Source organism: Microcoleus sp. FACHB-SPT15 (genome assembly GCF_014849525.1).
Taxonomy (GTDB): Bacteria; Cyanobacteriota; Cyanobacteriia; order Cyanobacteriales; family Coleofasciculaceae; genus Symplocastrum; species Symplocastrum torsivum.
Genome location: NZ_JACJNU010000068.1, coordinates 46,589 through 73,252, shown reverse-complemented (window position 1 = coordinate 73,252; position 26,664 = coordinate 46,589). Strand labels below are relative to the sequence as shown.

Annotated in this window: 16 protein-coding genes and 1 tRNA gene; 9 read left to right on the top strand and 8 right to left on the bottom strand. The window is 46.4% G+C overall.

The features are described from left to right. Positions 1 to 180 precede the first annotated feature (180 nt). The 4 genes from H6F98_RS30005 (at position 181) to H6F98_RS34550 (ending at position 2,156) form a co-directional block, all read left to right on the top strand. A complete protein-coding gene (locus H6F98_RS30005) occupies positions 181 to 984 on the top strand; it encodes a cyanophycinase (protein ID WP_192222397.1) in 804 nt (267 codons plus the stop codon). Positions 985 to 1,169: 185 nt separating this feature from the next. Next, the gene (locus H6F98_RS34725) at positions 1,170 to 1,217 is read left to right on the top strand and encodes a hypothetical protein (RefSeq protein ID WP_396814027.1); all 48 of its coding nucleotides are present in this window, start codon (positions 1,170 to 1,172) and stop codon (positions 1,215 to 1,217) included. 11 nt (positions 1,218 to 1,228) lie between these two features. Then, the gene (locus H6F98_RS30000; protein ID WP_192222396.1) at positions 1,229 to 1,393 is read left to right on the top strand and encodes a hypothetical protein; all 165 of its coding nucleotides are present in this window, start codon (positions 1,229 to 1,231) and stop codon (positions 1,391 to 1,393) included. A gap of 16 nt (positions 1,394 to 1,409) precedes the next feature. Continuing rightward, a complete protein-coding gene (locus H6F98_RS34550; protein ID WP_192222395.1) occupies positions 1,410 to 2,156 on the top strand; it encodes a DUF6629 family protein in 747 nt (248 codons plus the stop codon). A gap of 236 nt (positions 2,157 to 2,392) precedes the next feature. On the opposite strand, the gene H6F98_RS29990 is transcribed toward H6F98_RS34550, so the two are convergent. The 5 genes from H6F98_RS29990 to H6F98_RS29970 form a co-directional block, all read right to left on the bottom strand. Next, entirely contained in the window at positions 2,393 to 2,584 is a 192-nt protein-coding gene (locus H6F98_RS29990; protein ID WP_192222394.1) for a hypothetical protein, read from the bottom strand. Between the two features lie 141 nt (positions 2,585 to 2,725). After that, complete coding sequence (locus H6F98_RS29985; RefSeq protein WP_242058768.1) at positions 2,726 to 4,726, bottom strand: CHASE2 domain-containing protein; 2,001 nt, start codon at positions 4,724 to 4,726, stop codon at positions 2,726 to 2,728. A gap of 82 nt (positions 4,727 to 4,808) precedes the next feature. Next, positions 4,809 to 7,397, bottom strand: a complete 2,589-nt coding sequence (locus H6F98_RS29980) for an S-layer family protein (RefSeq protein ID WP_192222393.1) — start codon at positions 7,395 to 7,397, stop codon at positions 4,809 to 4,811. Positions 7,398 to 7,685: 288 nt separating this feature from the next. Further along, complete coding sequence (locus H6F98_RS29975; protein WP_192222392.1) at positions 7,686 to 10,268, bottom strand: CHAT domain-containing protein; 2,583 nt, start codon at positions 10,266 to 10,268, stop codon at positions 7,686 to 7,688. A 197-nt stretch (positions 10,269 to 10,465) separates the two neighbouring features. Then, entirely contained in the window at positions 10,466 to 11,071 is a 606-nt protein-coding gene (locus tag H6F98_RS29970) for a glutathione binding-like protein (protein WP_192222391.1), read from the bottom strand. Positions 11,072 to 11,293: 222 nt separating this feature from the next. Between H6F98_RS29970 and selD the strand changes: the two genes are divergently transcribed. Continuing rightward, positions 11,294 to 13,579 (top strand): selenide, water dikinase SelD, encoded by a 2,286-nt coding sequence (gene selD / locus H6F98_RS29965; protein WP_192222390.1) that lies wholly within the window; start codon positions 11,294 to 11,296, stop codon positions 13,577 to 13,579. A 176-nt stretch (positions 13,580 to 13,755) separates the two neighbouring features. Here selD and H6F98_RS29960 read toward each other — a convergent pair whose 3' ends face one another. The 3 genes from H6F98_RS29960 to ruvB form a co-directional block, all read right to left on the bottom strand. Beyond that, the gene (locus H6F98_RS29960; RefSeq protein WP_192222389.1) at positions 13,756 to 14,565 is read right to left on the bottom strand and encodes a tetratricopeptide repeat protein; all 810 of its coding nucleotides are present in this window, start codon (positions 14,563 to 14,565) and stop codon (positions 13,756 to 13,758) included. 96 nt (positions 14,566 to 14,661) lie between these two features. Next, complete coding sequence (locus H6F98_RS29955; protein WP_192222388.1) at positions 14,662 to 15,576, bottom strand: SUMF1/EgtB/PvdO family nonheme iron enzyme; 915 nt, start codon at positions 15,574 to 15,576, stop codon at positions 14,662 to 14,664. Between the two features lie 201 nt (positions 15,577 to 15,777). Continuing rightward, a complete protein-coding gene (gene ruvB / locus H6F98_RS29950) occupies positions 15,778 to 16,872 on the bottom strand; it encodes a Holliday junction branch migration DNA helicase RuvB (RefSeq protein ID WP_192222387.1) in 1,095 nt (364 codons plus the stop codon). A gap of 312 nt (positions 16,873 to 17,184) precedes the next feature. Here ruvB and hisF point away from each other — a divergent pair, with 312 nt between their 5' ends. From hisF to H6F98_RS33825, 4 genes are all read left to right on the top strand, one after another. Beyond that, positions 17,185 to 17,955, top strand: a complete 771-nt coding sequence (gene hisF / locus H6F98_RS29945; protein ID WP_192222386.1) for an imidazole glycerol phosphate synthase subunit HisF — start codon at positions 17,185 to 17,187, stop codon at positions 17,953 to 17,955. Positions 17,956 to 18,074: 119 nt separating this feature from the next. Next, entirely contained in the window at positions 18,075 to 18,287 is a 213-nt protein-coding gene (locus H6F98_RS29940; RefSeq protein ID WP_192222385.1) for a hypothetical protein, read from the top strand. A gap of 71 nt (positions 18,288 to 18,358) precedes the next feature. Then, positions 18,359 to 18,431, top strand: a tRNA-Ala gene (locus H6F98_RS29935). Between the two features lie 428 nt (positions 18,432 to 18,859). Then, positions 18,860 to 26,548, top strand: a complete 7,689-nt coding sequence (locus H6F98_RS33825) for a response regulator (protein ID WP_192222384.1) — start codon at positions 18,860 to 18,862, stop codon at positions 26,546 to 26,548. Positions 26,549 to 26,664 lie beyond the last annotated feature (116 nt).

Below are 26,664 nucleotides of genomic sequence, written 5' to 3'. Positions count from 1 at the left end.
ACGGGAAACTGTAATCGTTATTCTGTAAGAACTTCGGGTAGGAACCATCCCAAACCTAGACTTTAATCAGCTAGCCTCTTTATTAAGAGCAGCTAGTTTGATTGACTGGGATGGTTTTTTCTTGAACTCCCTGAGCTTGTCATATTTATTAATATCAATTGAACGAAAAACGGAGACAAAATGCCATTAACTGAGAACAGTGGGCAGTTGGTGATTATCGGTGGAGCGGAAGATAAAAAAGGGGAATCTATAATTCTTCGGGAGTTTGCTCGACGGGCAGGAGGTACCGAGGCGCGAATTGTCATCATGACAGTGGCGACAGGACTACCCAAAGAAGTGGGAGATAACTATATCAATGTGTTTGAGCGGCTAGGGGCAGAGGATGTTCGAGTTGTTGACACAGAAGATCGTGAAGCAGCAAGTGATGAGAGTGCATTGAAAGCGATCGCAAAAGCGACTGGTGTCTTTTTTACGGGTGGAGACCAAGCGCGCATCACAAGCATCTTGAAGGACACCGAGATTCATAAGGCGCTTCATCAACGGTTGTCTGAAGGACTCGTTATCGGAGGCACCAGTGCAGGCGCGGCAATGATGCCTGACATGATGATTGTTGAAGGAGACTCGGAGACAAATCCTCGGATTGAGATTGTGGACATGGCACCTGGGATGGGATTCCTACCAGGAGTCGTGATCGATCAGCATTTCGCTGAACGGGGACGTTTAGGACGCCTACTCTCCGCCGTTGCACAGCAGCCAGTTGCCTTGGGATTCGGTATTGACGAGAATACTGCGATCGCAGTAAATGGCACCGAGTTTGAAGTGATTGGGGAAGGCGCTGTTACTGTGGTTGATGTGTCAGGAATCACTCATACCAACTTGGGCAATATTTTGAAGGATGAAGACTTGGCACTTTGTGGAGTGAATCTTCATATTCTTCCACATGGGTATCGCTTTGACCTGAAAAGCCGAAAACCAATTGTGTAAACTGCTTCTTCAGGTGGATAAGCGAATCTGCACTTAAACTTCATCTTGAACAAGAAAGGCAGAAGGCAGAGGGTTTTACCTTCTGCCAAAAGTAATAGTAGGGTGCGTCATGACGCACCCTACTCCTTAGAGGTTGTGCGTAAGCCCTAGCTTGACCTGGTATTTGGGTAGGGGTTTGTGGTGAATTGGCTTCATCCCCCTTAGCGACACCGATTTTGGTAGGGTTGGGGTAGATGAGTTGAGTATGAACCCCCCAGCGATTCCGGCGGTTAAGGTCGGTATTTCAAGGTTGACGATGAGTGAAGCAAAAGCGATCGCCTATGAGGTATTGCAGCTTCCTTCAGCCTTAGAAGTCAAAGATTATATAGCCGCTTGGTTAAGTCAGAGGACGCGAGAACATCAAGGGTAAATAACAGGAGAGTTTTATGTGCTTTTCCGCAACCGCCAGTTTTACAGCAGGAGCCACACTATCTGCTTTAGGAATTGCGACGCTTACACAAATTCGCTCAAGACGTGAGCTTCTACTAGGGAGTTTTCCTTTGTTATTTGCTATTCAGCAATTTTTTGAAGGACTAGTATGGTTAACGATTGACCAGACCTCTTTAAACACAATTAATTCTCTATTAACCTACAGCTTTTTATTCTTTGCAACAGGACTATGGCCTGTTCTTTGTCCTCTATCTGTTTATTTGTTGGAGCTTAATCCCTCAAAAAGACGTGTAATATTAGCAATAGTTATGTTTGGTATTGCAACTGGAATTTATCTCTTTGGTTCTGTCATTACTCATGGAGTTTCCTCAGACCATTTTTCGGGGAACTTACTTTATAATTTAAGGTTTATAGCATTTTATGAATTCAATAAATACTTGTATCTTCTAGTGACTAGTGTTCCTTTCTTGATAGCTAGTGATAGGCGACTCAAACTCTATGGGGCATTGGGGATAGTTTCTTTTGGGGTAGCTGAGCTATTTTACAACGTCACATTCGTTTCAGTCTGGTGCTTTTTTGCGGCTGTTCTAAGTGGAGGATTATATTTTATCTTTCGAGATTCCAATCTTAAGGTCAATGTCACTGACTTAAGCCCTGAACTAAAGTACCCTACCCTTCGGGAACCCCTACGGGGAACGGGAACGCTACTCTTCGAGAACGCTTCGCGAACGCGAACGGGCTAAAAGCTAAAACCCGTTGAAACGGGTTGAAAGGCTGATGTAGTAAGCTTTAGCTTGACATCGCTTTGAGGGGTGAAATTTATTTCAAGGCTCTTATGTCAGTGCCATTCATCTTAAGGTTATCGAAGTCAGTAGGGTGCATCGCGACGCACCCTACGAAGTATGTCATGATGTCTTCCTCCTGAGAAATGCATAGCCGTTTAACCCAGATCGTTTTGACCTGTGTGGAAATGGTTTTTTCATGGGAAAGTAGTAGTGATAGATATGGGGCGATCGCATTTAGCTACCCTGCCCTGAAGTAATTTTTTGGCTAATAGCTGGGTGCGATCGCTTTTTCCTGCAATCAAGGCGAAGAGTCGGAAAGTCCACCCGGAACTCAAGTTCCCGGCTAATAGCTCAAGTCGGTTCAAACCGACTAAAACACTTGACATATAAGGTTTTAAGTCCTCTGAAGAGGACTTGAGCTATGAGACAGGGGTTTAAACCCCTGGCGGATCATGCAACTAACCGTTGATGGCGGCTTTCCGAGTTGTCGGTCTTTTTGCGTTAGCCGTTAAACTTCGGAATGAAAACTATAATAAAACTTGATAAATTTCTGTGAATTGCTGGCGGCCTTTTAACCGAACACTACCAATAAACTTTGTCGTGAATTGCCCCTGTATATATTGGTGAGTTTCTTTATTAATCAAAATGCGACAAATACCACTATCAATGGACTTCTTGTAGCTTTCCAACCGCGCTGCAACATTAACGCTGTCTCCAATTGTTGTGTAGTCCAGTCTTTTGGAACTGCCAAGGCTGCCAGTGACAACAGTGCCAGTTGCAATCCCTACTCGCATGGCAGCAGTGGGGAGTCCTTGAATGCGCCATTGCTTATTGAGAGTTCCAAGGGTAGATGCCATATCTTGAGCGCAACGCACAGCAGCGATCGCATCTTCGGCAATTGCTTCCGGTGTGGTTCGCTGAATCGGCACCCCAAAAACCGCCATAATCGCATCCCCGATAAATTTATCCACAACACCCCCATGCGCTAACACAAGTCCAGCCATCGCATCCATATATTGGTTGAGCCAAGACATTAGGGTTTCTGGATCGGTCTGCTCAGCAATCGTACTAAAGTCTTTTAAGTCTGCAAAAAGTACCGTTGCGGTCATCTTACGCCCCAAGAGGCGCCCCTCTTTGATCAACTGGTGACGCTCACGCCAAATTGTTCTGGCAATTGTTGGAGTGACGTGACGCCCAAACAGATTCATCACCATAACGCGGTCTTGGCGCTCTAGTTGGGCAATGTAACCTGTGATTACCGTAGCCGCTCCAACCAAAGCCAAGAGCGGTGGGACAACGGGTATCCACCAGTTGCCCAGAAAGAAGAGGTACGAACTACTGCTAAGTACTCCAGCCGCAATGACAATACCAACAGCAGTTCGTAAAATTGAGTAATTTTGATTGCCTTCAGAACGAACTGCCCAACTCAAAGAAGCACCGATACCAGACCAAAGAATAATCCAGAGAACTTCTAGTGGCTCTGACCAAGTTTGAAGCAAGGGACGACCTTCTAGAGCAGCACTCAAGATTATTGAAGTGATATGAGCTTGAATTTCAACACCAGCCGTTTGCTCAGGCGAGGACAGCAGACCATGAGTGTAGGGAGTGTAGAAGAAATCTTTCAAGCTGGGTGCAATTGTACCAATTAAGACAATGCGATCGCGTATCTTTGATTCAGGCACTCGGTCTTCCAAAACATCCTTCAAGGAAACCTTCTCAAATGGGTTCGCTCCTTTAAAATTCAACAAGAACTGGTAACTAGCTGCATCAGCGCGAACATAGCCACCATCATTTGCCTCGAAAGGAACAAATACCGTCTTACCCAATTTCATAAAATCATTTTGGGCAGGGGTTGGAGTAATCCCTTGAGCCTCCAAGTAAATCAAAGCTAACTGTAGTCCCAAGCTTGGTAAAGCTGGCTGAGATTCAGGTGTCAGAAATAGTAAACCACGTCGGATTTTACCATCTGCATCTGGCACAACATCATTCGCTCCCACCTGCCCTAGCTGGCTCAAAACCTGCGGCGGTGGTACAGCCTCACTATTACTATCTGCGACTTTTTTTTCAATTCCAATTAGATTCGGTGTGGACTTAAAAACCTGCTCCAAAGCTTGGGTACCCGGCGGAGTCGGCAAATCTCGATAGAGGTCTAAACCGATTGCTCTCGGCTTTTTGGCTTTGAGCTTCTCGATCATTTGTGCAATCAAAGCATCAGTTGCTGGCCACTTCTTGACATAACGAATATCTGACTCGTTAACGGCAACAATTAAAATCCGCTTTTGGGTAGGCTCAGCCGGACGCCAACGAAAAAACTGATCCAGGGCTGCCCACTCCCAAGATTGCAACAACCCAGTTAACCGCAGCGCAACAACAACGGCGGCTACACTGGTTGCTCCAAGCCACACTGGTCGTCGCTGCCAAATTTTCTGCCTCAGCCGCTTGGTTCGCATATTACGATCGGCTACCAATGTAAAGAGACAACGATAAAACTTTTCCTTCTGCCCTCTGCCTTTCTTGGTAAGTTGCATTCATATAGATCACCCTGATAAACCTCATCTCCATCTAACAAGCGAGATACTAAACCTAGATAGGTTTAATCTGATCGTTCTCTTACTCCCTAACTTGGCTAGCTGAAGCCGGAAAATAGCAGACTAAATTTTCTGCCTTAACTAGAGTTGCGACTTGTGAGGACGTACCGAGAATGATGCGTCCGTCATCTGTGACGAAGATTTCTTGTGCCTCTTGGAGGGGAAGAACTCGACGTTGTTGTTCAAATTCTGCTTGCTGGGTGCGATCGCGACGAGTCGCGCTGTTGCCTGAAATTGGCTCAACATTAGTTACGGTATAGCGATCGCTAATTGCCCCATAAGGAGTTGAGGGTAACCCACCCGTACCAGTAACAGTAAAGCTTCCAGGTTGAAAGCTACGACGTGCCAAACAACTGTCAGCCAGCACTTGATCGGAACTCACAAATTCCTCTTCTAGAGGCTCTAGGGAACCTTCTACGTCACGAACGGAGGTATCAATATCGACAACACCATTAATTCCTAAGGTAGAACTAGCGGTGATTCTACTAGTTGGGTCAACAAATAATCCTTGGGTATTGATTTGAATCCTACCTCCAGCACCCTGAAGAGCATTGGCAGTGATGCGGCTGTTTTCTAGGACGGCTAGAACATCGGTATCAATCGTGATGTTGCCGCCATTGCCACTACCACCCGCTTCAGCAGAGACAATGCTGTTGCGGCGCAGTAGTAAAGACTGCGTTTTTAAGTTAACATTGCCGCCTTCTCCTGCTATGGTTGTCGCAGCAGCAATACTTGCTTGCTCATCCAGACTAATCGAGTCAGCAATCACCTTCAGATTGCCTGCATCTCCAGTGCCTCGACTACGGACACTGAGTCTTCCCTCATTCTCCAGAATCAATTCTCCAGTTTGTACCGTGAGGTTTCCGCCTTGACCTGTCGAACCTGCTTCAGCCGTAGCCGCTAAAGCACTGAGAGCCGAACCATTGGGAGAACTGCCAGTTAATTTCACCGACTCCGAAGCAATCACAGTAATATTTCCACCCTGACCAGAACCGACGGTACTCGCTGCGATCGCCGCCCCATCCCGTACTAATAATTCTCCCGTTGTCACCTCCACATTTCCAGCATCTCCAGCCGCCAAGGCATTACTAAACAAGCCAGTGAAAAATCGAGTGGTTGGTGAAAACTGCACCGGATCGCTGCCAACCAACTCAATTGACTTCAAAGCATTAACCGTCAAGTTTCCGGCTCGACCCGTCCCAAAACTAGCCGTTGTTACAGTTGCGTTATCTTGAGCCAACAACCGTCCTGTATTAATCGTCAAATCTCCAGCATCTCCACCAACACCAGCCCCCGTCCCTGTCAATAAGGAGGATGCACTCAGATCAACAGACTCGGAAGCGTTGAGTGTTAAATGCCCCCCCTCACCTGTTCCAAACGTAGAAGTAGCAACAAAGGCTCCATTACGAGCAACGAAAGAAGGTGTATTAATCACCAAATCCCCAGCCGAACCAGAATCAAAACTGGCTGTAAACAAACCGTTGCGGAGGTTTGTTGGGTCAACCGTTCCCGTCGCGAACTTGACGATATCTTCGATATAAGTTCCCGTTCCTATCAGTTCTACTGATTCTGAGGCGTTGACGGTAACGGTTCCTCCCCTTTGCCTACCTAACGTCAATGCAGTTAGGCGTGACTCCTCACGTAGCTGAAAGGTTCGCGCCTGCACTTGGATATCACCCCCCCGAATCCCACTGACATCTACCGTTGCTCCCTGAGATAACTCGATATCCTGAAAGTTCGGCACAGTGGCATAACCGAGTTCCCAGCCATTAGGGGTTGGATTCAAGTCAACTAAACTGGTGCCAGCAACACTCCCTAACTCAATCCGTCCTCTAGGTGCTGTAACGTTGCCACCTTGGAGTAAAACATTTCCTCCTACAAGCCCTAAGGTTGTTCCTTGTTGAACCCTTAAACTTGACCCTTGTACTTGTAGAGTACCTGGTGTCGCTCCAAATTGCAGTCCTAGAGGCACACTGACAGTGAGAAGTGGTGGATTTTGAGGACTGGTTGCACTGAACTGAGTGCCATCCGCAAAAACAACACTGCTAGCGGTACTGGCAAAAAAGGAACCACCCACATCAAGACGGGCATTGGGTCCAAATAAAATGCCATTGGGATTAATTAAAAATAGATTAGCCGTACCCTCAACACCCAAAGTTCCCAGAATCGTTGAAGAGTTAGCCCCTGTTACCCGTGTCAGAATGTTTTCAACTCCAGGAGGATTAGCAAAATAAACTTGCTGTCCGTCATTAAGATTGAATTCTAGAAAACTGTGGAACAGGTTTGTGTCTCTCAATGCCCCACCCTCGATGCGATCAGCAGGTTGGTTATTGATGTTGACCCCAGGAGTAACAACAGAATTTTCGCTGCCCAACGTACTATTAGGTGTCAACTGAGCAAATGCACTGTCTTCGGAAATTAAAACAAAAAAAAGTAAAACGATGAAGCCAAAAAACTTCTCGTTTGCTTTTACTGGATTGAATCTTATCGTGTTTACAAGCCAAGCAAACCTTTGCGGCGCTAGCGCTACTGTACCAACTTCTGGACAGCAGCTAACTCGCTCTTTTCTCGGCTTTAGCTCAGCGCACCAACTCCTCGTTTGCTGTGCCAACTTTACATCCCCTACCACTTACCCCTAGTTTGGATTGTGTTGTAGGAATTTCTATCTATCGAAAGTGCAGGAACCAGAAAATTGAAATCTCTGTATAAAGTGTTACAAAAGGTAAATCTTACTTTATACAAACTTCAATAAGATGTTCACTCCACAACACTGGTAGGTAAAGCTAGCCTGAAGTTGTTGCTGTGTCTATAAGGCTCTTACGGCTCTACTACAACTGAATTCTGCACAGAATTTACTCACTGTTCTCTATTAACTCGATTTTATCCATTGGCTTGAATATCATTGCCAGTTGCCAATTAGGATAAACGGTGACCAAACAGCGGGGTGAGAGTATTCCAAATTAGCGATCGCTTTTAACTGAGCCTTTTGCAATGCCTCGGCTTTCATAACATTGGGTTGTTTTAGCTGGATGTAAAACTCTTCGATTAATGGCACTGTTGCAGCATCATTAATGTTCCATAAACTCGCAACAGCACTCTTAACACCCGCACGAATTGCTACCCCTGCAATTCCCAAAGCCGCTCGATCATCGCCAACAGCGGTTTCACACGCACTTAGCGTAAGAAGTTCTACAGGTTGTTGACTTCGGCGCGAACCTCCGGAGACTCTTTGCGATCGCAAAACTGTATCAATGTCCTCAAGCGTAATCCGCGAGTCAAACGCTAGTAAAAAGGTATTTGCGGCATCTACCCCAAACTTGCCATGCGTAGCGATGTGAACAACAGGATAACTTTTTTCTTGCAATTGCTCTTGTAGCGTTTCCAGAGTGAAATCGCGATCGAGAAGCTTGGTTCCGCCCAGAATTTCCTGAACACCATCAACCTCAGCACGGACATTCATTAAGGCATTAAAAGGTGGACGCTCAACGGTTAAGCCCATAATTAGGGCATCTGAATAATCTTGCTTCAGTGCTGTGCGAGTCGTCAGTGTCAGACTGGGAGTTGTCGCGATCGCATATTTCTCAATCAAAAACTTCTGTCCATCATGCAACGCTGCCATCGGTACTTGTCGCAACACCCCATCCTGAATAAAGACAAGTGTTTTAGGACTAGCTGCCGCTAACTCTGCCTCCAAGGGACGAATCAAAGCCTCATAGATTTTTTGAGCAGGTTTTAAATATTCATTAGTAGAGCGTTTTTCAAGTAATCGACGCAACTGGTCAATTTCTTGCTGCATTTGCTCTTGCGAGTAAGCGACAGAATGGCTAGTTAACTGTCCATTTGGCAAGCGCAAGATCATCTCAGTGTAGTCATCAAGAATCACCGAGTAAATAATCGCTGTATTCGCCTCTAGCAAACCCACCTCACCACTCGCCTCTGCCTGGGCAACTTGTACGCACTCGTCACCAAAGAAGTTTTGTAGTTCCGCCAGTGTGAGCAAGTCTAAAGTATCAATCACCTTTTCCAGATTTTTGGAGTCTGATGCCTTACTCTCCAGCCGCAGTTGGATTAACTCTCGATAGACAGGTTCAACCGAATCGCGAAAGTCAAATTGTAAGTCTGTATTCGCGGCAAGCAGGTTAGTGCGAATACTTTGGAGAGTTGCGATCGATTCTTCATAAGATGCGATCGCCTCTTGTGTATTCCCCGCCGTCTTCAACAAACGCCCAGCCTGCCACTGCCAACGATAAAGGCTATCCGCCGCATTAACTTGCTCCGCCGCCAATTGCGCTTGTCGAATCAACTCCGTCGCCATTGACAATTTGCCTAATGAGTGATTAACCTGCCCTAAGCTACCCAGAGCAAACGATTCAGCCCGTCGATCTCCAATGCTTCTAGCAACGTTGAGTGCCCTTTCCAAAAGTAAGGCAGCAAAATTTCTCTCCTGTTCCCCTGTACTCCTGCACTCTTGTTCAAGATTTAGGCAATTTTCACACTCAACTGACGCTTGATGTTGAAGACTCTCAGCCAGATTAATCAAGATATAAGCTTTGTCTCGTGAGTCGGGTAACGTTTCAACAAGTCCCAAAGACTGCTCACGATTTTTGGCAATCCCCGCCCAATCAGTTGATTCTAGTTGCTCTAGTAAACTATTGAGATTCAATAACGCCTTGACTTGGGCGATACTTCCTAAGGCTTGACTCTCACGTAAGCTTTCCTCAAACGCTGACTGAGCCGCTGCGATATCTTGTTCTGCTAATTGAATCAATCGAGCCTCTTCTGTTTTATCCCCTTCCACACGCCCAGCGATATCAGCCTGATAGCGATACCGCTCTTGGCGGCTGATGTAGAGATTGCCTAGATAATTCAGAGAGGTTGTAATGTAGTCCGAATAGTTAAACTGACGAGCGATTTGTAAACTCTCTTGGTGTGATGCGAGTGCCTGTTCATAGTCACCCAACGCCCAATAAGCATTACCCAACGCTCCCAACGCCGCCGCTTGGGTTCGCGAGTCTTGGTATTGCTGTGCAAGTTCTACCACCGACTGCAAAATCTTAATTGCCCTTCGGTGCTGTCCCAAATCATTAAACGCCTGTGCCTGCTCCGTTAGTAGCTTAGGCAACTGACGACGAGACGCTTCATCATCTTGACGCTGATAAAACTGAATCGCTTGCTCCCACTGTTGCGCCGCTTCCCCTAGTTGTCCAACTTGCCGATAAGCGAGTGCCAAATTATTGTGAACAACTGTCCGTTCTGCATCAGGTAGAGGTTGTGAAAGAGCTTGTAAAAAAAGTGCGATCGCCTCATTAAATTTACCCTCCTCATACTGCTCAATCCCACTACTTACCAACTGCTGGGCAGGATTTGACTGAGCAATTACAGGAGTTTGTCCAACTGGCAAAACACTAAGTGTCAGGCAAAGAACAAACCCAACTAATAAGAAGAAACTGAAGCGATACAGACGACGGCAAAGTCGGGACATTTTACAGAATCCAAGTACTTATACTGTGGGCGCACAGCCGTGCGCCCCTACAGTCTTATATTTATCTCTCACTACCCACCCAAAAACCCTTGTGCAGGGGGTCTGGGGGAGGCACTCCGTCCCCCAGAAGGGGGGTTTGGGGGGTCTCCCCCCCAATTCCGGGTTCTTCCAAAAACTTAAACCAATACCATTAACTCCTAAGCAGGTACCGCCATCCCACGCTCTACAGCCGGACGCTGCTCTAATGTCTCCACCCAACGCTTAAGATTGGGGTGATTATCTAGAGTTAGCCCCTGCATATCATGAATTGCAATCCAAGGATAAGTTGCAATATCAGCAATCGAGTAGTCACCACAAAGGAATTCTCGCTCTGCCAGTTGTTTATCTAAGACGCCATATATCCGTAAAGTTTCCTTCTCATACCGCTCAATTGCATAAGGAATCTTGTCCGGTGCAAACTTCTTAAAGTGGTTCAACTGACCTAACATTGGGCCCACACTCCCCATCTGCAACATCAGCCAAGACAAAACCTGAAACTCAGCTTTCTCCTCAGTCGGCAAAAGTTTGCCAGTTTTCCGGGCTAAATAAATCAGGATTGCCCCAGACTCAAAAACAGTAATACCCGCATCCTGGTCAACGATCGCAGGAATTTTGCTATTGGGATTAATTGCCACAAATTCCGGCGTAAATTGGTCACCTTTAGTGATGTCAATTTTATGCACATTGTAGGGCAGCTCAACTTCCTCCAACATGATGGAAGCCTTACGTCCGTTTGGTGTCGTGAAAGTGTAAAGGTCAATCATTTGGAAATAGGTGGTAGGTGTCAGGTGTTAAGTGTTAAGTGTTAAGGGAAAGTAATTTTCCTCTTTCCTTATGTGTCTTAAGCGTAAGGTGCCTCTTACATAAACTGATAACAGAGGGTAGTCTAGCTTGAAAGTTTTGAAGCCTCTATCTTCCGAAGAGCAGGTTGCTCTTGAGGTCGCTACCATAATTTCAGCAACGAATGAGACAAACAGGCTTACAAAATGCAGCAGACAACCCATCCATTTGTCAAAGACTTAGTGCTTGTTGGTGGCGGTCATTCTCATGCGATCGCGTTAAGAATGTTTGCCATGAATCCCTTGCCAGGACTTCGCTTAACGCTGATTACAGAAGCCTCTCATACCCCCTATTCAGGGATGCTACCCGGTCACGTTGCTGGTTTCTATGATTTTGACGAATGCCACATCGACTTGCGGCGCCTCACTCAGTTTGCCCAAGTTCAACTCTACATCGACCAAGCTATTGGTCTTGACTTAGAAAACAAAAAAGTTCTTTGTGCCAATCACCCACCTGTTGCCTTTGATTTGTTATCTATCAACATTGGCAGCACTCCAGCACATATTAATGTTCCAGGAGCTACCGAATATGCCATTCCCGCCAAACCAGTTCCTCAATTTTTAAGTCAGTGGAATCAGTTAATAGAGGACGTTACAAAGAATTCTCAAAAACCTATTTGTCTTGGTATTGTTGGTGGTGGTGCAGGAGGTGTGGAACTCGCATTAACGATGCAACACCGTCTGCATCAAATCCTCCAAGATACTCAACTCCCGTCAGAGAACCCTAAAGCAATACCTCTACAAATCCATTTATTCCATCGTCATACTGAACTGATGCTTGGTCATAGTCGCTGGGTACGCCAACGACTTCTAGATATTCTGATTAGTCGAGGAATACAGGTACATCTCCAGGAACCTGTATCTGAGGTTCTACCGGGAAAAATTCGGTGTGAATCGGGTTTAGTCGTAGAGTGCGACTACACATTCTGGGTAACTCAAGCCTCTGCACCGGATTGGATTGGGGAATCTGGACTCAAAACGGACTCAGCAGGCTTTGTTCTTGTCGATGATACCTTGCGATCGCTCTCTCATCCCGACATCTTTGCAGTAGGTGACATCGCGACAATGGTAAATCATCCCCGTCCTAAAGCGGGAGTATTTGCTGTGCGTCAGGGGAAGCCGCTATTTGAAAATTTGCAACGAATCTTATTAGAAAAACCACTAAAACCGTATAAGCCGCAGAAGTTGTACCTAGGCTTAATTGGTACTGGTGATAGAAGTGCGATCGCATCCTGGGGACGCTTCGGCTGGCAATCTCCGTTACTCTGGCGATGGAAAGACCATATCGACCACAAGTTCATGCACCGCTTCAGTGACTTGCCTGAAATGTCAGTACTTACTAATAAGTCGTCAGTAATTAGTGGCAAACAACCAACAACCAACACAATGCGTTGTGCTGGTTGCGGCTCAAAAGTTGGTAGCACTACCCTAGAGCGGGTTTTGCAACGGTTGCAACTGGAAGCCCCAAATTGGGGTAAACGAGACGATATTCTCATCGGATTGGGGACACCGGATGATGCGGCTGTGCTGCAAGTGCCAGCAGGCAAGGTTATGGTGCAGACAATTGATTACTTTCGTTCCCTAATTAATGACCCTTATACCTTTGGGCAAATCAGCACCAATCACTGTTTGAGTGATATTTTTGCAATGGGAGCTACACCTCAAAGCGCCTTAGCTATAGTGACTGTTCCTTATGCTATGGAAGAAAAGGTTGAGGAAACGCTCTATCAAATGTTATCAGGGGCAATGAATGTACTGTCCAAAGCGCAAGCACCATTAATTGGTGGTCACACAACAGAAGGGACAGAATTAGCCTTTGGACTTACCTGCAATGGACTTGCTGCACCTGACAAACTACTACGAAAAGGTGGGATGAAGCCTGGTCAAGTGCTGATTCTTACCAAAGCATTGGGAACTGGTACTTTATTTGCCGCTGATATGCGCTTGAAGGCAAAAGGTCGCTGGATTGATGAGGCGGTTCACTCAATGTTGCTGTCGAATCAGGAAGCAGCGATCGCATTTATGAAACATGGAGCCACTGCCTGTACAGATGTTACAGGTTTTGGGCTATTGGGACACCTGCTAGAAATGGTGAAAGCGTCAGGTATTGCGGTTGAGTTGAATTTAGAGGCAATTCCGGTTTTGGAAGGGGCTTTGGAGATGTTGCAACTAGGAATTACCAGTTCGCTTCAGCCGCAAAACCTCCGTGCATCGTTTTACATCAGTAATTTATCTGAAGTGAGTGTTTCTCCTAAGTACCCAATCCTATTTGACCCACAAACATCTGGTGGACTTCTCGCAACGGTGTCTTCTGAACAAGCGGATTCCTGTTTAGCGGCACTGAAGGCACAGGATTATCCTCACAGTCAAATCATTGGTCGTGTGGTACAAGCAACTGATAGTATTCAGCCAATTGCGATCGCTTCTATTTAAAACGAATGGCACTGACGTAAGAAAAATCATCACACCGATCACCGTTTGTACAGGGGGTCTGGGGGAGGCACTTCGTCCCCCAGTGGGGGGTTTGGGGGGAAGCCCCCCAAGCAGGGTTTTTCTACAAACGACTATTTTTCTTCAGTCAGTGCCATTCTTATTTAAAACAACCTCATCTATTTCAAGGTAAGGAACTTCTCCAAAGCCGCTACCATCACCGGAGGCCAACGGCGAACTGATTTCACCCAATCTATATTTCTATATCGCCCATCCAAACCAACAACGGCTGCCCAATTGCTTTCCGCTTCGCCTTGTAGTCCCTGTTGCCAGAGTGCGGCGGTTAGTGCGGCTCGGACATCGGGAAATTGAGGGTATTTTCGGATAATATTACGCATGGTGCGGATGGCTTCTTCTGTCTGACCCGTTTGATACAGAGCAAGGGCATAGTTAGCACGGGCAAAGGCAAAGTTTGGGGCTAATTCAGCGGCTTTCTGGTAATCTGCGATCGCTTCTTCCCATCGTCCTTGCCCTGCTTTGGCATTCCCTAAGTTGTTATACGCCATTGCATCATTAGGATTGAGTTCCAGCACTCGCTTGTAATCAGCAATTGCCTCATCCCAACGACCCAGTGCTTCAAGTGCGGTGCCACGATTCAGGTAGGGATCAGCGGCATCAGGAGCGAGTTTAATAGATTTGTTGAAATCTGCGATCGCGTCTTCTAACTTATTCTGACTTACCCTTGAATTTCCCCGATTACTCCAACCCACAGGATTGTCCGGTAATAACTCAATCAACTGAGTCCAGTAGCCTTCAGCGGTGGGAAAGTTACCCTTCTCTGTCGCCGCAAACGCTTCTTGCCTAAGTTCATTCAGTTGCTGTATCTGAGACTCATTCAAGTCAGCCATCTGACTCTGCGCCAATACAGACTCATCTGAGGAGAAAACTAGTAATACACAAAGTAGTAAAGTCAGAATCCAGCGAATCATAAATGACACTTAAGGAAGCTTAGAGTTTGGAAAATTAAATAACAAATAAATTTAGGCATCAAAAAAATCACCTATTATTATTCATCAACTATTTTATTAATACAAGTTGATTGACTTAACAAAACGACCTGCCAAGGGCAAATCAAATTCTGACTTTTCCCGAATCGCCGACATACACATTATCCACTCATCACAGCCCTGCCAAGGCCATGCCATTGCTGCTCCACCTCTTACAACATACGGTGGTTCCTGAACTCCTGGCAATTCATTTTCTGAAGCTTTGGTGTAGTCGGGACGATAAGAGTCTTCACACCACTCACCAACTGACATTCCTACTAAACCAAAAGGATTAGCCGCCGCTTTACACTTTTCGGAATCACTAAACTCATAAAGTAAAATCTTCTGTTCCAAAACCTCATCACTTGGAATCTCATCACCCCAGTAAAATAACGTCGTCGTTCCACCCCTATAGGCATATTCCCACTGAACTTCTGAGGGTAAGTGAAAACCAAATTTCTCCAGTAGTACCTCAATTCGCTCTCTTGTTAAAGAAGCGGGAACTATATCAGTTTCCTTTTCAGCAAAGTCAGAAATGAAATCATCAGAATATAGTGCCAGATGTTCTTGAGCAAAATTATTGAGCAAGGGAAACCGGGAGATTAAAAAAGGTGGTACCTGAACTAAATGAACAGGACGCATAAAATCGAAAGAATCCAAGCAGAGTTCTTTCCCCTTAACTAAGCGCCTTAAGGCTGCTTCTTCTTGCGAAGAGAAGCCCATATTAAACTGACCACCAACAATAAAGTTAAACTCTAACCCTGTTGGCAAATGTCTAAAGGTAGGAACACGCAATGAGGGTTGATTTGTGTAGCTCAAGGTGTATTGATGAACATATTCTCCCCTAAGCTGCTCTTCTAAATCTCTCACAACAGCATCTTGCTCATCCTCGCTAAGGCTCAGCCATTGCTCTAACTGTTCTAAAGCGCAAAAGTCGCTCTTGATTACTGTCATAAGCTGCTCATCCTTGTAGTTTGCACCCACTCGTTGAAGGCTTCAAGAGTTAAGCTTATATAGCGCAAAGCCGTCAGCTATCAGCCATCAGCTATCAGCTTTTTGGTTTTCCTTGCTCTGTCTCTTGTTTGACATACCTGAGCTGTACCTCATCTCTCCAGGAAACCGCTATAAATTCTTATTCTTCAGAATACAGTGTTTCTACTCATACCCTAAGTGCTTCCGAGCAGCGGCTGTAGCTACACGACCACGAGGTGTTCGGTGCAAGTAGCCAATCTGCAACAGATATGGTTCATAGACTTCCTCAATGGTTTGAGCATCTTCTCCAGTGGCTGAAGCAACGGCTTCCAAACCCACAGGTCCACCATTAAATTGTTCAATCATTACACTTAATACCAATCGGTCTGTCCAGTCCAAACCACTGGGGTCTACATTAAATACTTCGAGTGCTTCTGCGGCTACTTCTTTGTTAATCGGTGCATATTTTTTGACCTGAGCGTAGTCTCGTACTCGCTTGAGCAATCGGTTAGCAATTCGAGGCGTTCCACGGGAACGACGAGCAATTTCTTCAGCACCATCCTGCGTTACAGGTGTTTTAAGAAGTTCTGCTGTCCTTTGGACGATCAGAGTCAGTTCATCGGGTTCATAGAAGCGCAGTCGTTGAATCAAGCCAAAGCGATCGCGTAATGGCGAAGTCAGTGAACCGACACGAGTCGTTGCCCCCACCAATGTAAACCTCGGTAGTGGGATACTACGGATACGAGCAGTCTGACCCTTACCAATCGTGATATCCAACCGATAGTCCTCCATCGCTGGATACAGAAGTTCTTCAGTCATCCGCGATAGCCGATGGATTTCGTCAATAAACAACACATCCCCTGGTTTCAGATTTGTCAAGATTCCCGCAATATCTCGCGGACGTTCCAAAGCGGGTGCGGCAGTAATTTTGCAGTTGACTCCCATCTCCGTCGCCAAAATCAGCGACATTGTTGTTTTTCCCAATCCTGGCGGCCCGTACAAAAGCAGGTGATCCATTGACTCATTTCTGGCTTTTGCTGCTTCAATCGCAATTTCCAAGACTCCTTTTAATTCCTTTTGCCCGATGTAGTCAGCCAAGCGTTGCGGTCGGATGCCTTCTTCCTGGTTACCCGTTTCGTCAGCCATTGCCGTGGCTAGCAAAAGGTCTTCTTCTGACTGTTCCTTAGTAAAATTTTTACGGCGACTCTTGGTTTTCTTACCTGCCTGAGGTTGCCGTTCGGGTTCTTGTGACTGTTGTCTGAAGGAAGTTATCGCCATGATAGGGAGTGGAGAGTAGGGACTGGGGAATGGAAGAGTTTTGTCTTCGAGTCCCCAAAATCTTGTCTAATTAACAATGACTAACGATCATTGACTTAGGATAAATGGCACTGACTTAAAAACAATCAGTGAACAGTTTACTTGCCATTACCCACCGAATTACCTACCAAAAATCCCTTGTGCAGGGGGTCTGGGGGAGGCACTTCGTCCCCCAGAGGGGGGTTTGGGGGGTCTTCCCCCCAAGTCCGGGTTCTTCCAGTAAGCCGCTATTTTTCCCTTAAGTCAGTGTTATTCGACTTAGGATACAGAGCAATGCTAGCTAAACGAATCTTACCTTGCCTGGATGTGAAAGCTGGACGAGTTGTCAAAGGTGTCAACTTCGTTAATCTGCAAGATGCGGGTGATCCAGTGGAATTAGCACAAGCTTATAACGATGCGGGTGCTGATGAACTGGTGTTTCTAGATATCACGGCTACCCATGAAGACCGGGACACTATACTTGATGTGGTGTACCGCACGGCAGAACAAGTATTTATCCCCTTGACTGTCGGTGGCGGTATTCAATCCTTAGAAAGCATTAAATTATTGTTAAGAGCCGGAGCGGATAAAGTCAGCATTAATTCAGCAGCGGTACGCAATCCAGACTTTGTTAACCAGGCAAGCGATCGCTTTGGCAATCAGTGTATTGTCGTCGCTATTGATGCTCGACAACGCCAAGACCCTAACAACCCTGGCTGGGATGTCTACGTCCGAGGTGGACGAGAAAACACAGGGATAGATGCCATCCTTTGGGCAAAAGAAGTTGAGCAACGGGGTGCGGGAGAACTACTAGTCACCAGCATGGACGCTGATGGAACCAAGGCAGGCTATGACTTAGAACTGACTCGCACCATTGCCGAACAAGTGGAAATTCCCGTCATTGCTTCCGGTGGTGCAGGCAACTGCGCTCATATTCATGAAGCACTCACCACAGGGAAAGCCGAAGCCGCGCTTCTCGCTTCCCTACTGCATTACGGAGAACTCACTGTTTCAGAAATCAAAAATTATCTCGCAGAACACCAAGTCCCTGTAAGACTTCTGTAATACATCTAAGCAATTCTTTCCGAAACTATTAAATATTGTTGTGTATCACAACACTGTGCGTTGTGTTCAGCCATCTGAGCGGCTGCTAGAATGGACAAAGTGTTAAATTTCGTTAACTTATGTTGATTGCTATTTTAATATTTGATGTTGCTTTAGTGGCTTGGTCGCTGCACCTGATGCAGGAAGCCTTCGACAGCCAACAGTTTTCCCTGATGCTAGCTGGCACTCTAGTCGCCATGTCAGCCGCTGCCATGTTAGTCGTCTACTTCCTGATGGGTAGTTATGTTGGCTATCTGACCCAGATGGCTCAATCCTCAAGTTCGTTCTACTGAAACCAACGCCAACCGCTTCCCTAGACTTGACGAAACCTAGTTATTACGGCATCATAAAAAACGCACTGCACGGGGTTATAGCTCAGTTGGTAGAGCACCTCAATGGCATTGAGGGGGTCAGCGGTTCGAATCCGCTTAGCTCCATACCTAGGAAAACCTAAATTAAGGGTTCTAGCTTAAATTAAGGCTAGAACCCTTAATTAATAGGGGAAACATCTAAGAAGTCGCACAGAAATAACCAAACTTTTGGGCTAGGGAAAAGGTTAAAGGGGCAATGCTTCCACATCAAGCTTTTCCTTTCTCCCTATATCCTTTCCCCGGCTCAACACGGATAACTTATTTTTTCGCGAGTCCTAAGAGTTTTGATTGCTTCTCAAAAATTAGCTCATCGGTATAAAAATCTATGTCGATTCTGGAGATATTGGCTACATTGAGAGCTATCTATAGATACAAAAAAAGTGATAAGAGATGAGTCATGAGTCTTGGGAGTAATCTTTAGGTTCCAGTACTCAGGACGGGCAGGGGGGGGCGGATGCCCAGATATTACTCAAAATTCTTTGAGGGACATTGCTATGCAGCCGGAACAACAACAGCGAATCATGGGCTACTTCATTGAGGAGGCAAAAGACCACCTCAATACGATTGAGCAAGGTTTGCTCAATCTGCAAAGCACCATGGAAGACACCGAAATGGTAAACGAGGTCTTTCGTGCAGCCCATTCTGTCAAAGGCGGAGCGGCAATGTTGGGATTCAACAGCATTCAGAAAACCGCTCATCGATTGGAAGACTGCTTCAAAGTCCTCAAAGAATCACCTGTGAAGGCTGATCATCAACTAGAATCCTTATTTTTACAAGTATTTGATACCCTGCAGGCACTTGTCGAGCAACTCCAAGGACCATTTGGGCTAACCGATGAAGCCGCTAACACGATCATGGCGGAGGCTGAGCCAGTTTTTGAGGAACTCAATAATTACCTAGGGCAGTTGGTCAAGAAAGCTGAGGATAGTACTTCCTTTGCCACGGCTGAGACTTCATTGCCAGTGGAAGTTCATACTAGCGCTGCCGTACACCACGCACCGCTAGTGGCAAATGCTTCGTTCAGTCAAGACCCTATAGAGGTGGTACCAGAAAGCTTCAGACGAGACGTCTTGGTCGAACTTCGAGAAATGTTGCAGTTGTTTAAGCAAGCAGACTTGCCTGAGTGCCGTGAAGCATTGCAAGAACACTGCCGATTCTTAGCGCATCTTGGAGAGCAACTAGATTTGCCGGGTTGGAGTGAGCTATTAGAGTCATCACAAAATGCGATCGCTTGTGAAGATAATTCTTTCCGCCTACTAGCGAGTCTTGTGATCAAAGAAATCAAACAGGCTCAAGAATTAGTCATGGCAGGTCGTTCGGTTGAGATTGCCCCCAGTGAACAACTGCAAGCACTTGTCCCAGCCGCTTCTGTCGAGACAACATTGGATAGCGATTTGTCAGCGACTAGCCTATTTGATGACCTAGATAGTCCTATCCAAGAACAACACAACTTTATAGAAGCAGAGGACACTTCAGCCAACCAATACGAAAGCTTGCCTGAAATCCAACAAGACTCCTGGTTTACCTCAAGCTCTAGTCCTCAATCTCGCAGCGGAGCAAATTTTTCATTCCGCACGACTAGTACCACTTCTAGTCCGGGTGAACCTAGCGATCCTGAAGTCGGAATGGCAGAACTTAATAGCCTAGCGGATATCTTTGAAGGTCAAACTCCTGATTTAGATCAAACCTGGCAAGAAGAGGAAATCATCAGCTTTAATGACAGGCAACCCAGACCCGCTCAAGACAGCTCTTTCACTTGGGACGATAATCCTTACGAGATTCCTTCGGAAGGCAACGATTTTGCAGACTTGATGGGTGACCTAAATGACTTGGAACTCTCAACAACTGAGGCATCCACTCATGAAGATTTGAGAGATTGGTTGGGTGACGATGCAAGTGTTGAGGTAACCTTACAAGAAGATTTAGCACCATTGAGCAACGATTACTCAGAAAGCTCATTAAGCGCAACGGATGACTTTTCAGACCTACTATTTGAGGCGGATAGCTCAGATCTGCTAGCAACATCAAGCACCTCATCAGACGACTTAAACAGTTTGTTTGGTGACAGTTTCTTTGAAGAAAACGCGCCTGTTTCACAGAACCCAGAAGAGTTTGTTTTTGACGCTGAAGCAATGACTGAAAGACAGCCACAGGATGATGACTTCTTTGCCATGCCAGCGGTAGAGGGGTTCGATGAGGCAGATGCTCTTGGACTGGAAGATGCAGGACTCTTATCAGTAGATGATGAGGAATTCTTGAGTGAAGCGTTTATCGGGGATGAGGATAACGCTCTTACTTTTGAAGACTCAGCCTGGGAACTAGAAGACATTGGTAACGACGAACTCCAGTTGGATGAAGTGTCATTTACTGAGTCAGAGCTTGACCTAGGCGACTGGCTGGAAAGCTCTGAACGGGAAGCAGCCAATCTTTCTGAGAATGATTTAGGCTTTGGGGAAGAACTGGTAATTGACGACGAACAAAGCGACAGCCTCTTTGAAACCACTCCGGAAGAAACAACTTTAGGCAGTTTCGAGGAGCCTTTCGATTTCGATGAATTGGCTTTTGACGAATCTGCCAATAACTTTAATTTGTCGGCTGATGAAGACTTCGACTTAGGTGGATTTGACACACAGAGCGATATATCAGCTAATCCATCAGCACAGCAGCCAGATTTGTCACTTGATGAAAGTCTTTGGGACACTCCTACAATAGACGAATTGTCAACTCCGCAAGCGGAAAGTTTACTTGAAGAGTCACTGTTGGATGTAGACGAGCCGGAATTTACCCTGGATGAGCTGAGTACAGCTGGGATGAATGCCGACTTCATCGATTTCGACTTAGATGAGACACCAGCCAACGCCCTCAACCTAGATGAAACAAGTGAGGGAGATTTGGATAATTGGTTTGGAACTGAAGCTCCTTTAGTTGCTGAGGCATCAGAGAATGAGGCTTTTGACTCATTAGAGACCTCAGAGGATTGGCTAGAGTCTCAAACAACTGAGACAGAAGCATTAGGACTCGAAGAGTTTAACCTTTCTTCATTAGAGGAGCTAGATGCCAATCCTAGCTTTAATAGTCTCGATGACTTATTTGATACCGATCCAGAAGCGACTGAGACTTCGGCAGCTAATAACATCTTGGAGTTTGAAGACTTTTCTTCTACTGAAGCATCAGCAACAACTGATAGCTGGGATAGCGAACTTGAAGAAGCTTCCATAATGTCCTTTATAGACAATTTTGCTGATATCTCAGAATTCAATGATGAGGAACTCTTTGAACAAGAGACCACGGAAACGAATCAAGTCACCGACAGCGATATCTCCCTCAACTGGCAAGAGTCAGACATAGACTCGCTACTAGGTGACGAAGCATCAGAAGATATCGAGCCTTTAGACTTTGCCTCAGTTGATGTAGATTCTCTCAATCTGGAAGAAGATTTCGTTAGTACAACTTCAGCAGAAGGATTTCGCTTCGAGGAGATGCCGGGAGATAGCGAGGCATTAGATTTCGCCTCAGCTGATTTAGAGCTTTTCAATCTGGAAGAAGATTTCGCTACTGAAGCCTCGGCAGAAGGATTTCGCTTCGAGGAGGCACCAGAAGATGCACTGGAAGATATCGATGCTTTGGACTTTGCCTCAGTTGATGTAGATTCTCTTAATCTGGAAGAAGATTTCGGTAGTACAACTTCAGCAGAAGGATTTCGCTTCGAGGAGATACCGGGAGATAGCGAGGCATTAGATTTTGCCTCAGCTGATATGGCTCTGAATCTGGAAGAAGAGTTTGGTAGCGAAGCCTCTACAGAAGAATTAAACTTTGAGGAGGCACCAGCAGATAGCGAGGCATTAGATTTTGCCTCAGCTGATTTAGAGCCTTTCAATCTGGAAGGAGACTTTGGCAGTGAAGTCTCGGCAGAAGGATTTAGCTTCGAGGAGATGTCAGCAGATAGCGAAGCCTTAGATTTTGCCTCAGCTGATTTAGAGCCTTTCAATCTGGAAGGAGACTTTGGTAGTGAAGTCTCGGCAGAAGGATTTAGCTTCGAGGAGATGTCAGGAGATAGCGAGGCATTAGATTTTGCCTCAGCTGATATGGCTCTGAATCTGGAAGAAGATTTTGGTAGCGAAGCCTCTACAGAAGGATTCAGCTTTGATGAGGTACCAGCAGATAGCGAGGCATTAGATTTTGCCTCAGCTGATTTAGAGCCTTTCAATCTGGAAGGAGACTTTGGTAGTGAAGTCTCGGCAGAAGGATTTAGCTTCGAGGAGATGCCAGGAGATAACAAGGCATTAGATTTTGCTTCAGCCGATTTGGAGGCGCTCAATTTTGAAGAAGATTTGGGAACTGAGGCATCGGCACAAGAATTAAGCTTTGATGAGGCACTAGGAGATAGCGAGGCATTAGATTTTGCCTCAGCTGATATGGCTCTGAATCTGGAAGAAGATTTTGGTAGCGAAGCCTCTACAGAAGAATTAAACTTTGAGGAGGCACCAGCAGATAGCGAGGCATTAGATTTTGCCTCAGCTGATTTAGAACCTTTCAATCTGGAAGGAGATTTCGCTACTGAAGCCTCGGCAGAAGGATTTAGCTTTGATGAGGTACCAGCAGATATCGATGCTTTAGACTTTGCTTCAGCTGATGTAGAACCTTTCAATCTGGAAGGAGATTTCGCTACTGAAGCCTCGGCAGAAGGATTTAGCTTTGATGAGGTACCAGCAGATATCGATGCTTTAGACTTTGCTTCAGCTGATGTAGAACCTTTCAATCTGGACGAAGATTTTGGTAGCGAAGCCTCAGCCGAGGGATTTAGCTTTGATGAGGTACCAGCAGATAGCGAGGCATTAGACTTTGCCTCAGCTGATTTAGAGCCTTTCAATCTGGAAGGAGATTTCGCTACTGAAGCCTCGGCAGAGGGATTTAGCTTTGAGGAGGCACCAGCAGATATCGATGCTTTAGATTTTGCCTCAGCTGATTTAGAACCTTTCAATCTGGACGAAGATTTTGGTAGCGAAGCCTCATCCGAGGGATTTAGCTTTGATGAGGTACTAGCAGATAGCGAGGCATTAGATTTTGCCTCAGCTGATTTAGAACCTTTCAATCTGGAAGGAGACTTTGGTAGTGAAGTCTCGGCAGAAGGATTTAGCTTTGATGAGGCACCAGCAGATAGCGAGGCATTAGATTTTGCTTCAGCCGATTTGGAGGCGCTCAATTTTGAAGAAGATTTGGGAACTGAAGCTTCGGCACAAGAATTGAACTTCGATGTAGAAGCCGAGGAGATAGTAGAGCCTCAAGCGGCGATGTTTGAATGGGAAACGGCTGAAACAACTGAAGCTGTTGATAGTGAATCCTTTGCAACTTCGCCCGTCTCGGAGTTAGAAGCACTACTGGGAACTGGGGAATCGGAAGAGGCAGATGCCCTTAATGTTTTAGAGGAGGGCTTATTTGAGACGGAAGCAGCTTCTGACTGGGAGCTTGCGCCAGTTGAAGAAGAAGCTATTGATGATTTCCTAGATTGGCAAGGAACAGACGCCGTTGAGACAACTGAAAATCTAGAAGACTTCTTGGGTGTTGAGGCAGATAATCTCACCGTTCCCGAAGACTGGGAGGAGATGGACACAGATCAAGGTTCATTAGAACTTTGGGATGTGGAGACAGAGGAAGACCTGAACACGGCTTTGGGATTGGAGTGGGAAACGGCAGAGAGCGATGAACGACCGGAAGCTGCACAAACCCCAGCACTACCAGAGGTGCTAGCTACTGAAACTAGTGCTGATGGCTGGGCGGATTTGGATAGTCTCCTGGGAGAAGGGAGTGAAGGAGAAGCCCAACTCGATGATTTCGCTTTCTTAAATGAACAAGAAGAAGACCCGTCTCTGACAGCTGAGTTCGATAGCTTCGAGAGCGCTAGCGAGGTAACAAGTTCCCTAGAGTCGGAGTTTGACGATTTAGAGGCACTGCTAACGGAGGAAGCGCTTCCGGCTCCAGCATTGGCATCATCCAATCTGGATGCATTTGATGACCTTGAACTCCTCTTGGAGGACATCAATACCGCTGAGCAATCGTCAGCGCCTGTAACGAGTAAGGCTCCTGAGACAGACAGCCTTGATGATGAATTTGGCGACTTGGAGAAACTGCTAGAGCAGGCAGATCAGACGATGGGTGGGCCACAAAAAGCGATCGCTGACCAGCGACAGGCTCGCTCGGTTATCCGACCGCGTAATGGTGCTAGGCTCTTTGAGCAGACAATGCGGGTGCCTGTAAAACACCTGGACAGTCTCAGCAACTTAGTGGGGGAACTGGTAGTAAACCGCAACAGCTTGGAGCAAGACCAAGAACGTTTACGGCAGTTTTTGGATAATTTATCGCACCAAGTCTTAGCCCTTAGTGATGTAGGGGCGAGGATGCAGGATTTGTATGAACGTAGCCTCCTGGAAACCTCGCTGCTGTCTAGCCGCCCAGGTCAACGTTCCTCTTTCCATTCAGACCGCGCCCCCAACAACAACTCTTCTGGTATGGAGTACGATCCCCTGGAAATGGATCGTTTCACCGGGTTCCATTTGCTCTCCCAAGAGATGATTGAGCTGATTGTTCGGGTAAGGGAGTCGGCATCTGACATCGAGTTTCTGGTCGATGAAACAGACCAGGTGGCTCGGATGCTGCGGCAGGTCACTACCCAGTTGCAGGAAGGACTGACACGCGGACGGATGGTGCCGTTTGCCCAGACGGCTGACCGCTTATTCCGAGCTGTCCGTGAAATTTCCCTAAAACTCAATAAGGAAGCTCAATTACACGTTGAGGGTCGAGAAACATTAATCGACAAAATGATTCTCGAACACCTCTCTGACCCGATGGTTCACCTAGTCAACAACGCCCTGACTCATGGCATTGAACCACCCGAAGTACGCAAAGCCGCCGGTAAGCCAACGGCTGGTCAAATTACCCTGAGGGCTTCCCAGCAGGGTAACCAAACCGTGATTTCTGTCTCCGATGATGGCGCAGGTATTGATCCAGAACTAGTAAGAAGAAAGGCAGTTGAGCAAAAACTCATCAGTCGAGCCAATGCCAAAAACCTTACTAACTTAGATTTGTACGACTTCCTCTTCCATCCCGGCTTTACGACCAAAGATAAAGAGGATGAGTACGCGGGTCGAGGGGTTGGCATGGATGTCGTGCGAACAAGTTTGAGTGAGATTCGGGGCGCAATTCACATTGATTCGGCATTAGGTAAGGGAACAACCTTTACGATTCGTCTGCCTTTAACGTTGAGTATCTGTAAGGCGCTTTGCTGTCTAAGCGCTCACGCTCGTCTCGCCTTCCCAATGGACGGGGTAGAAGATATGTTGGATGTGCCGTGCGATCGCATCCAAACGAATGCAGAAGGTCAAACCTGTATCCAATGGCGTGATACATTGCTGGCGTTCCAGCCCCTCTCTGAACTGCTAAGCTACAATCGCCAAATCAATCGGGCTACTGTATACGGCGGCAAGCGAGAAGACGACATGATTTCCATAGTCGTGTTGCGTAGTTCTAGTAACTTCATCGCTATCCAAGTCGATCAGGTGTTGGGCGAACAGGAGATCGTAATTAAGCAACTCGAAGGACCTGCACCTAAGCCAATAGGAATTGCTGGAGCGACTGTCTTAGGGGATGGTCGGATTATGCCAATTGCTGATGTTTTGGAACTGATTGACCTCTCGATGGGTCGCATTCGCAAAGATGGAGTTACTACTCTCTGGTCGAGAGATGAATCCTCTGCTCAACCGCCAGAAGATGTGCCTCCTGTCAAGGCAGAGCCAATGGTTCTGATTGTTGATGACTCCATTACAGTGCGTGAACTTCTATCTATGACCTTTACCAAAGCGGGTTATCGGGTTGAACAAGCCCGTGATGGTCAGGAAGCTTGGGATAAACTCCGCTCCGGTCTACCGTGCGATATTGTCTTCTGTGACATTGAAATGCCAAGAATGGACGGTCTAGAGTTGCTATCTCGGCTTCAGAAAGACGAAAATCTCCAGCATCTACCAATCGCCATGCTCACCTCTCGCGGTGCTGACCGACATCGGCAAATGGCTTCTCAGCTAGGAGCTAGCGGCTACTTCACCAAGCCTTATCTGGAAGAAGTACTGCTTGAGGCAGCACAGCGAATGATCAAAGGAGAAGTTCTCTTTGGCAGCAGTAGTAATGCTTGAACGGTTGGGGGAAAGGTTAGATTAGGTGAAAGGGAAAAGTTGCACCTTTTCCCTTCTGCCTTTTGCCTTTTGCTATAAAGGTCAGCTTCCAGAATATATGTTCTATCCTGGGAGAG

What these genes read in the sequence shown, in the direction of transcription:
- H6F98_RS30005 (WP_192222397.1), top strand. Translation starts at nt 181, where the DNA reads ATGCCATTAACTGAGAACAGTGGGCAGTTGGTGATTATCGGTGGAGCG.
- H6F98_RS30000 (WP_192222396.1), top strand. Translation starts at nt 1,229, where the DNA reads ATGAACCCCCCAGCGATTCCGGCGGTTAAGGTCGGTATTTCAAGGTTG.
- H6F98_RS34550 (WP_192222395.1), top strand. Translation starts at nt 1,410, where the DNA reads ATGTGCTTTTCCGCAACCGCCAGTTTTACAGCAGGAGCCACACTATCT.
- H6F98_RS29990 (WP_192222394.1), bottom strand. Translation starts at nt 2,584, where the DNA reads ATGTCAAGTGTTTTAGTCGGTTTGAACCGACTTGAGCTATTAGCCGGG.
- H6F98_RS29985 (WP_242058768.1), bottom strand. Translation starts at nt 4,726, where the DNA reads ATGCAACTTACCAAGAAAGGCAGAGGGCAGAAGGAAAAGTTTTATCGT.
- H6F98_RS29975 (WP_192222392.1), bottom strand. Translation starts at nt 10,268, where the DNA reads ATGTCCCGACTTTGCCGTCGTCTGTATCGCTTCAGTTTCTTCTTATTA.
- H6F98_RS29970 (WP_192222391.1), bottom strand. Translation starts at nt 11,071, where the DNA reads ATGATTGACCTTTACACTTTCACGACACCAAACGGACGTAAGGCTTCC.
- selD (WP_192222390.1), top strand. Translation starts at nt 11,294, where the DNA reads ATGCAGCAGACAACCCATCCATTTGTCAAAGACTTAGTGCTTGTTGGT.
- H6F98_RS29960 (WP_192222389.1), bottom strand. Translation starts at nt 14,565, where the DNA reads ATGATTCGCTGGATTCTGACTTTACTACTTTGTGTATTACTAGTTTTC.
- H6F98_RS29955 (WP_192222388.1), bottom strand. Translation starts at nt 15,576, where the DNA reads ATGACAGTAATCAAGAGCGACTTTTGCGCTTTAGAACAGTTAGAGCAA.
- ruvB (WP_192222387.1), bottom strand. Translation starts at nt 16,872, where the DNA reads ATGGCGATAACTTCCTTCAGACAACAGTCACAAGAACCCGAACGGCAA.
- hisF (WP_192222386.1), top strand. Translation starts at nt 17,185, where the DNA reads ATGCTAGCTAAACGAATCTTACCTTGCCTGGATGTGAAAGCTGGACGA.
- H6F98_RS29940 (WP_192222385.1), top strand. Translation starts at nt 18,075, where the DNA reads ATGTTGATTGCTATTTTAATATTTGATGTTGCTTTAGTGGCTTGGTCG.
- H6F98_RS33825 (WP_192222384.1), top strand. Translation starts at nt 18,860, where the DNA reads ATGCAGCCGGAACAACAACAGCGAATCATGGGCTACTTCATTGAGGAG.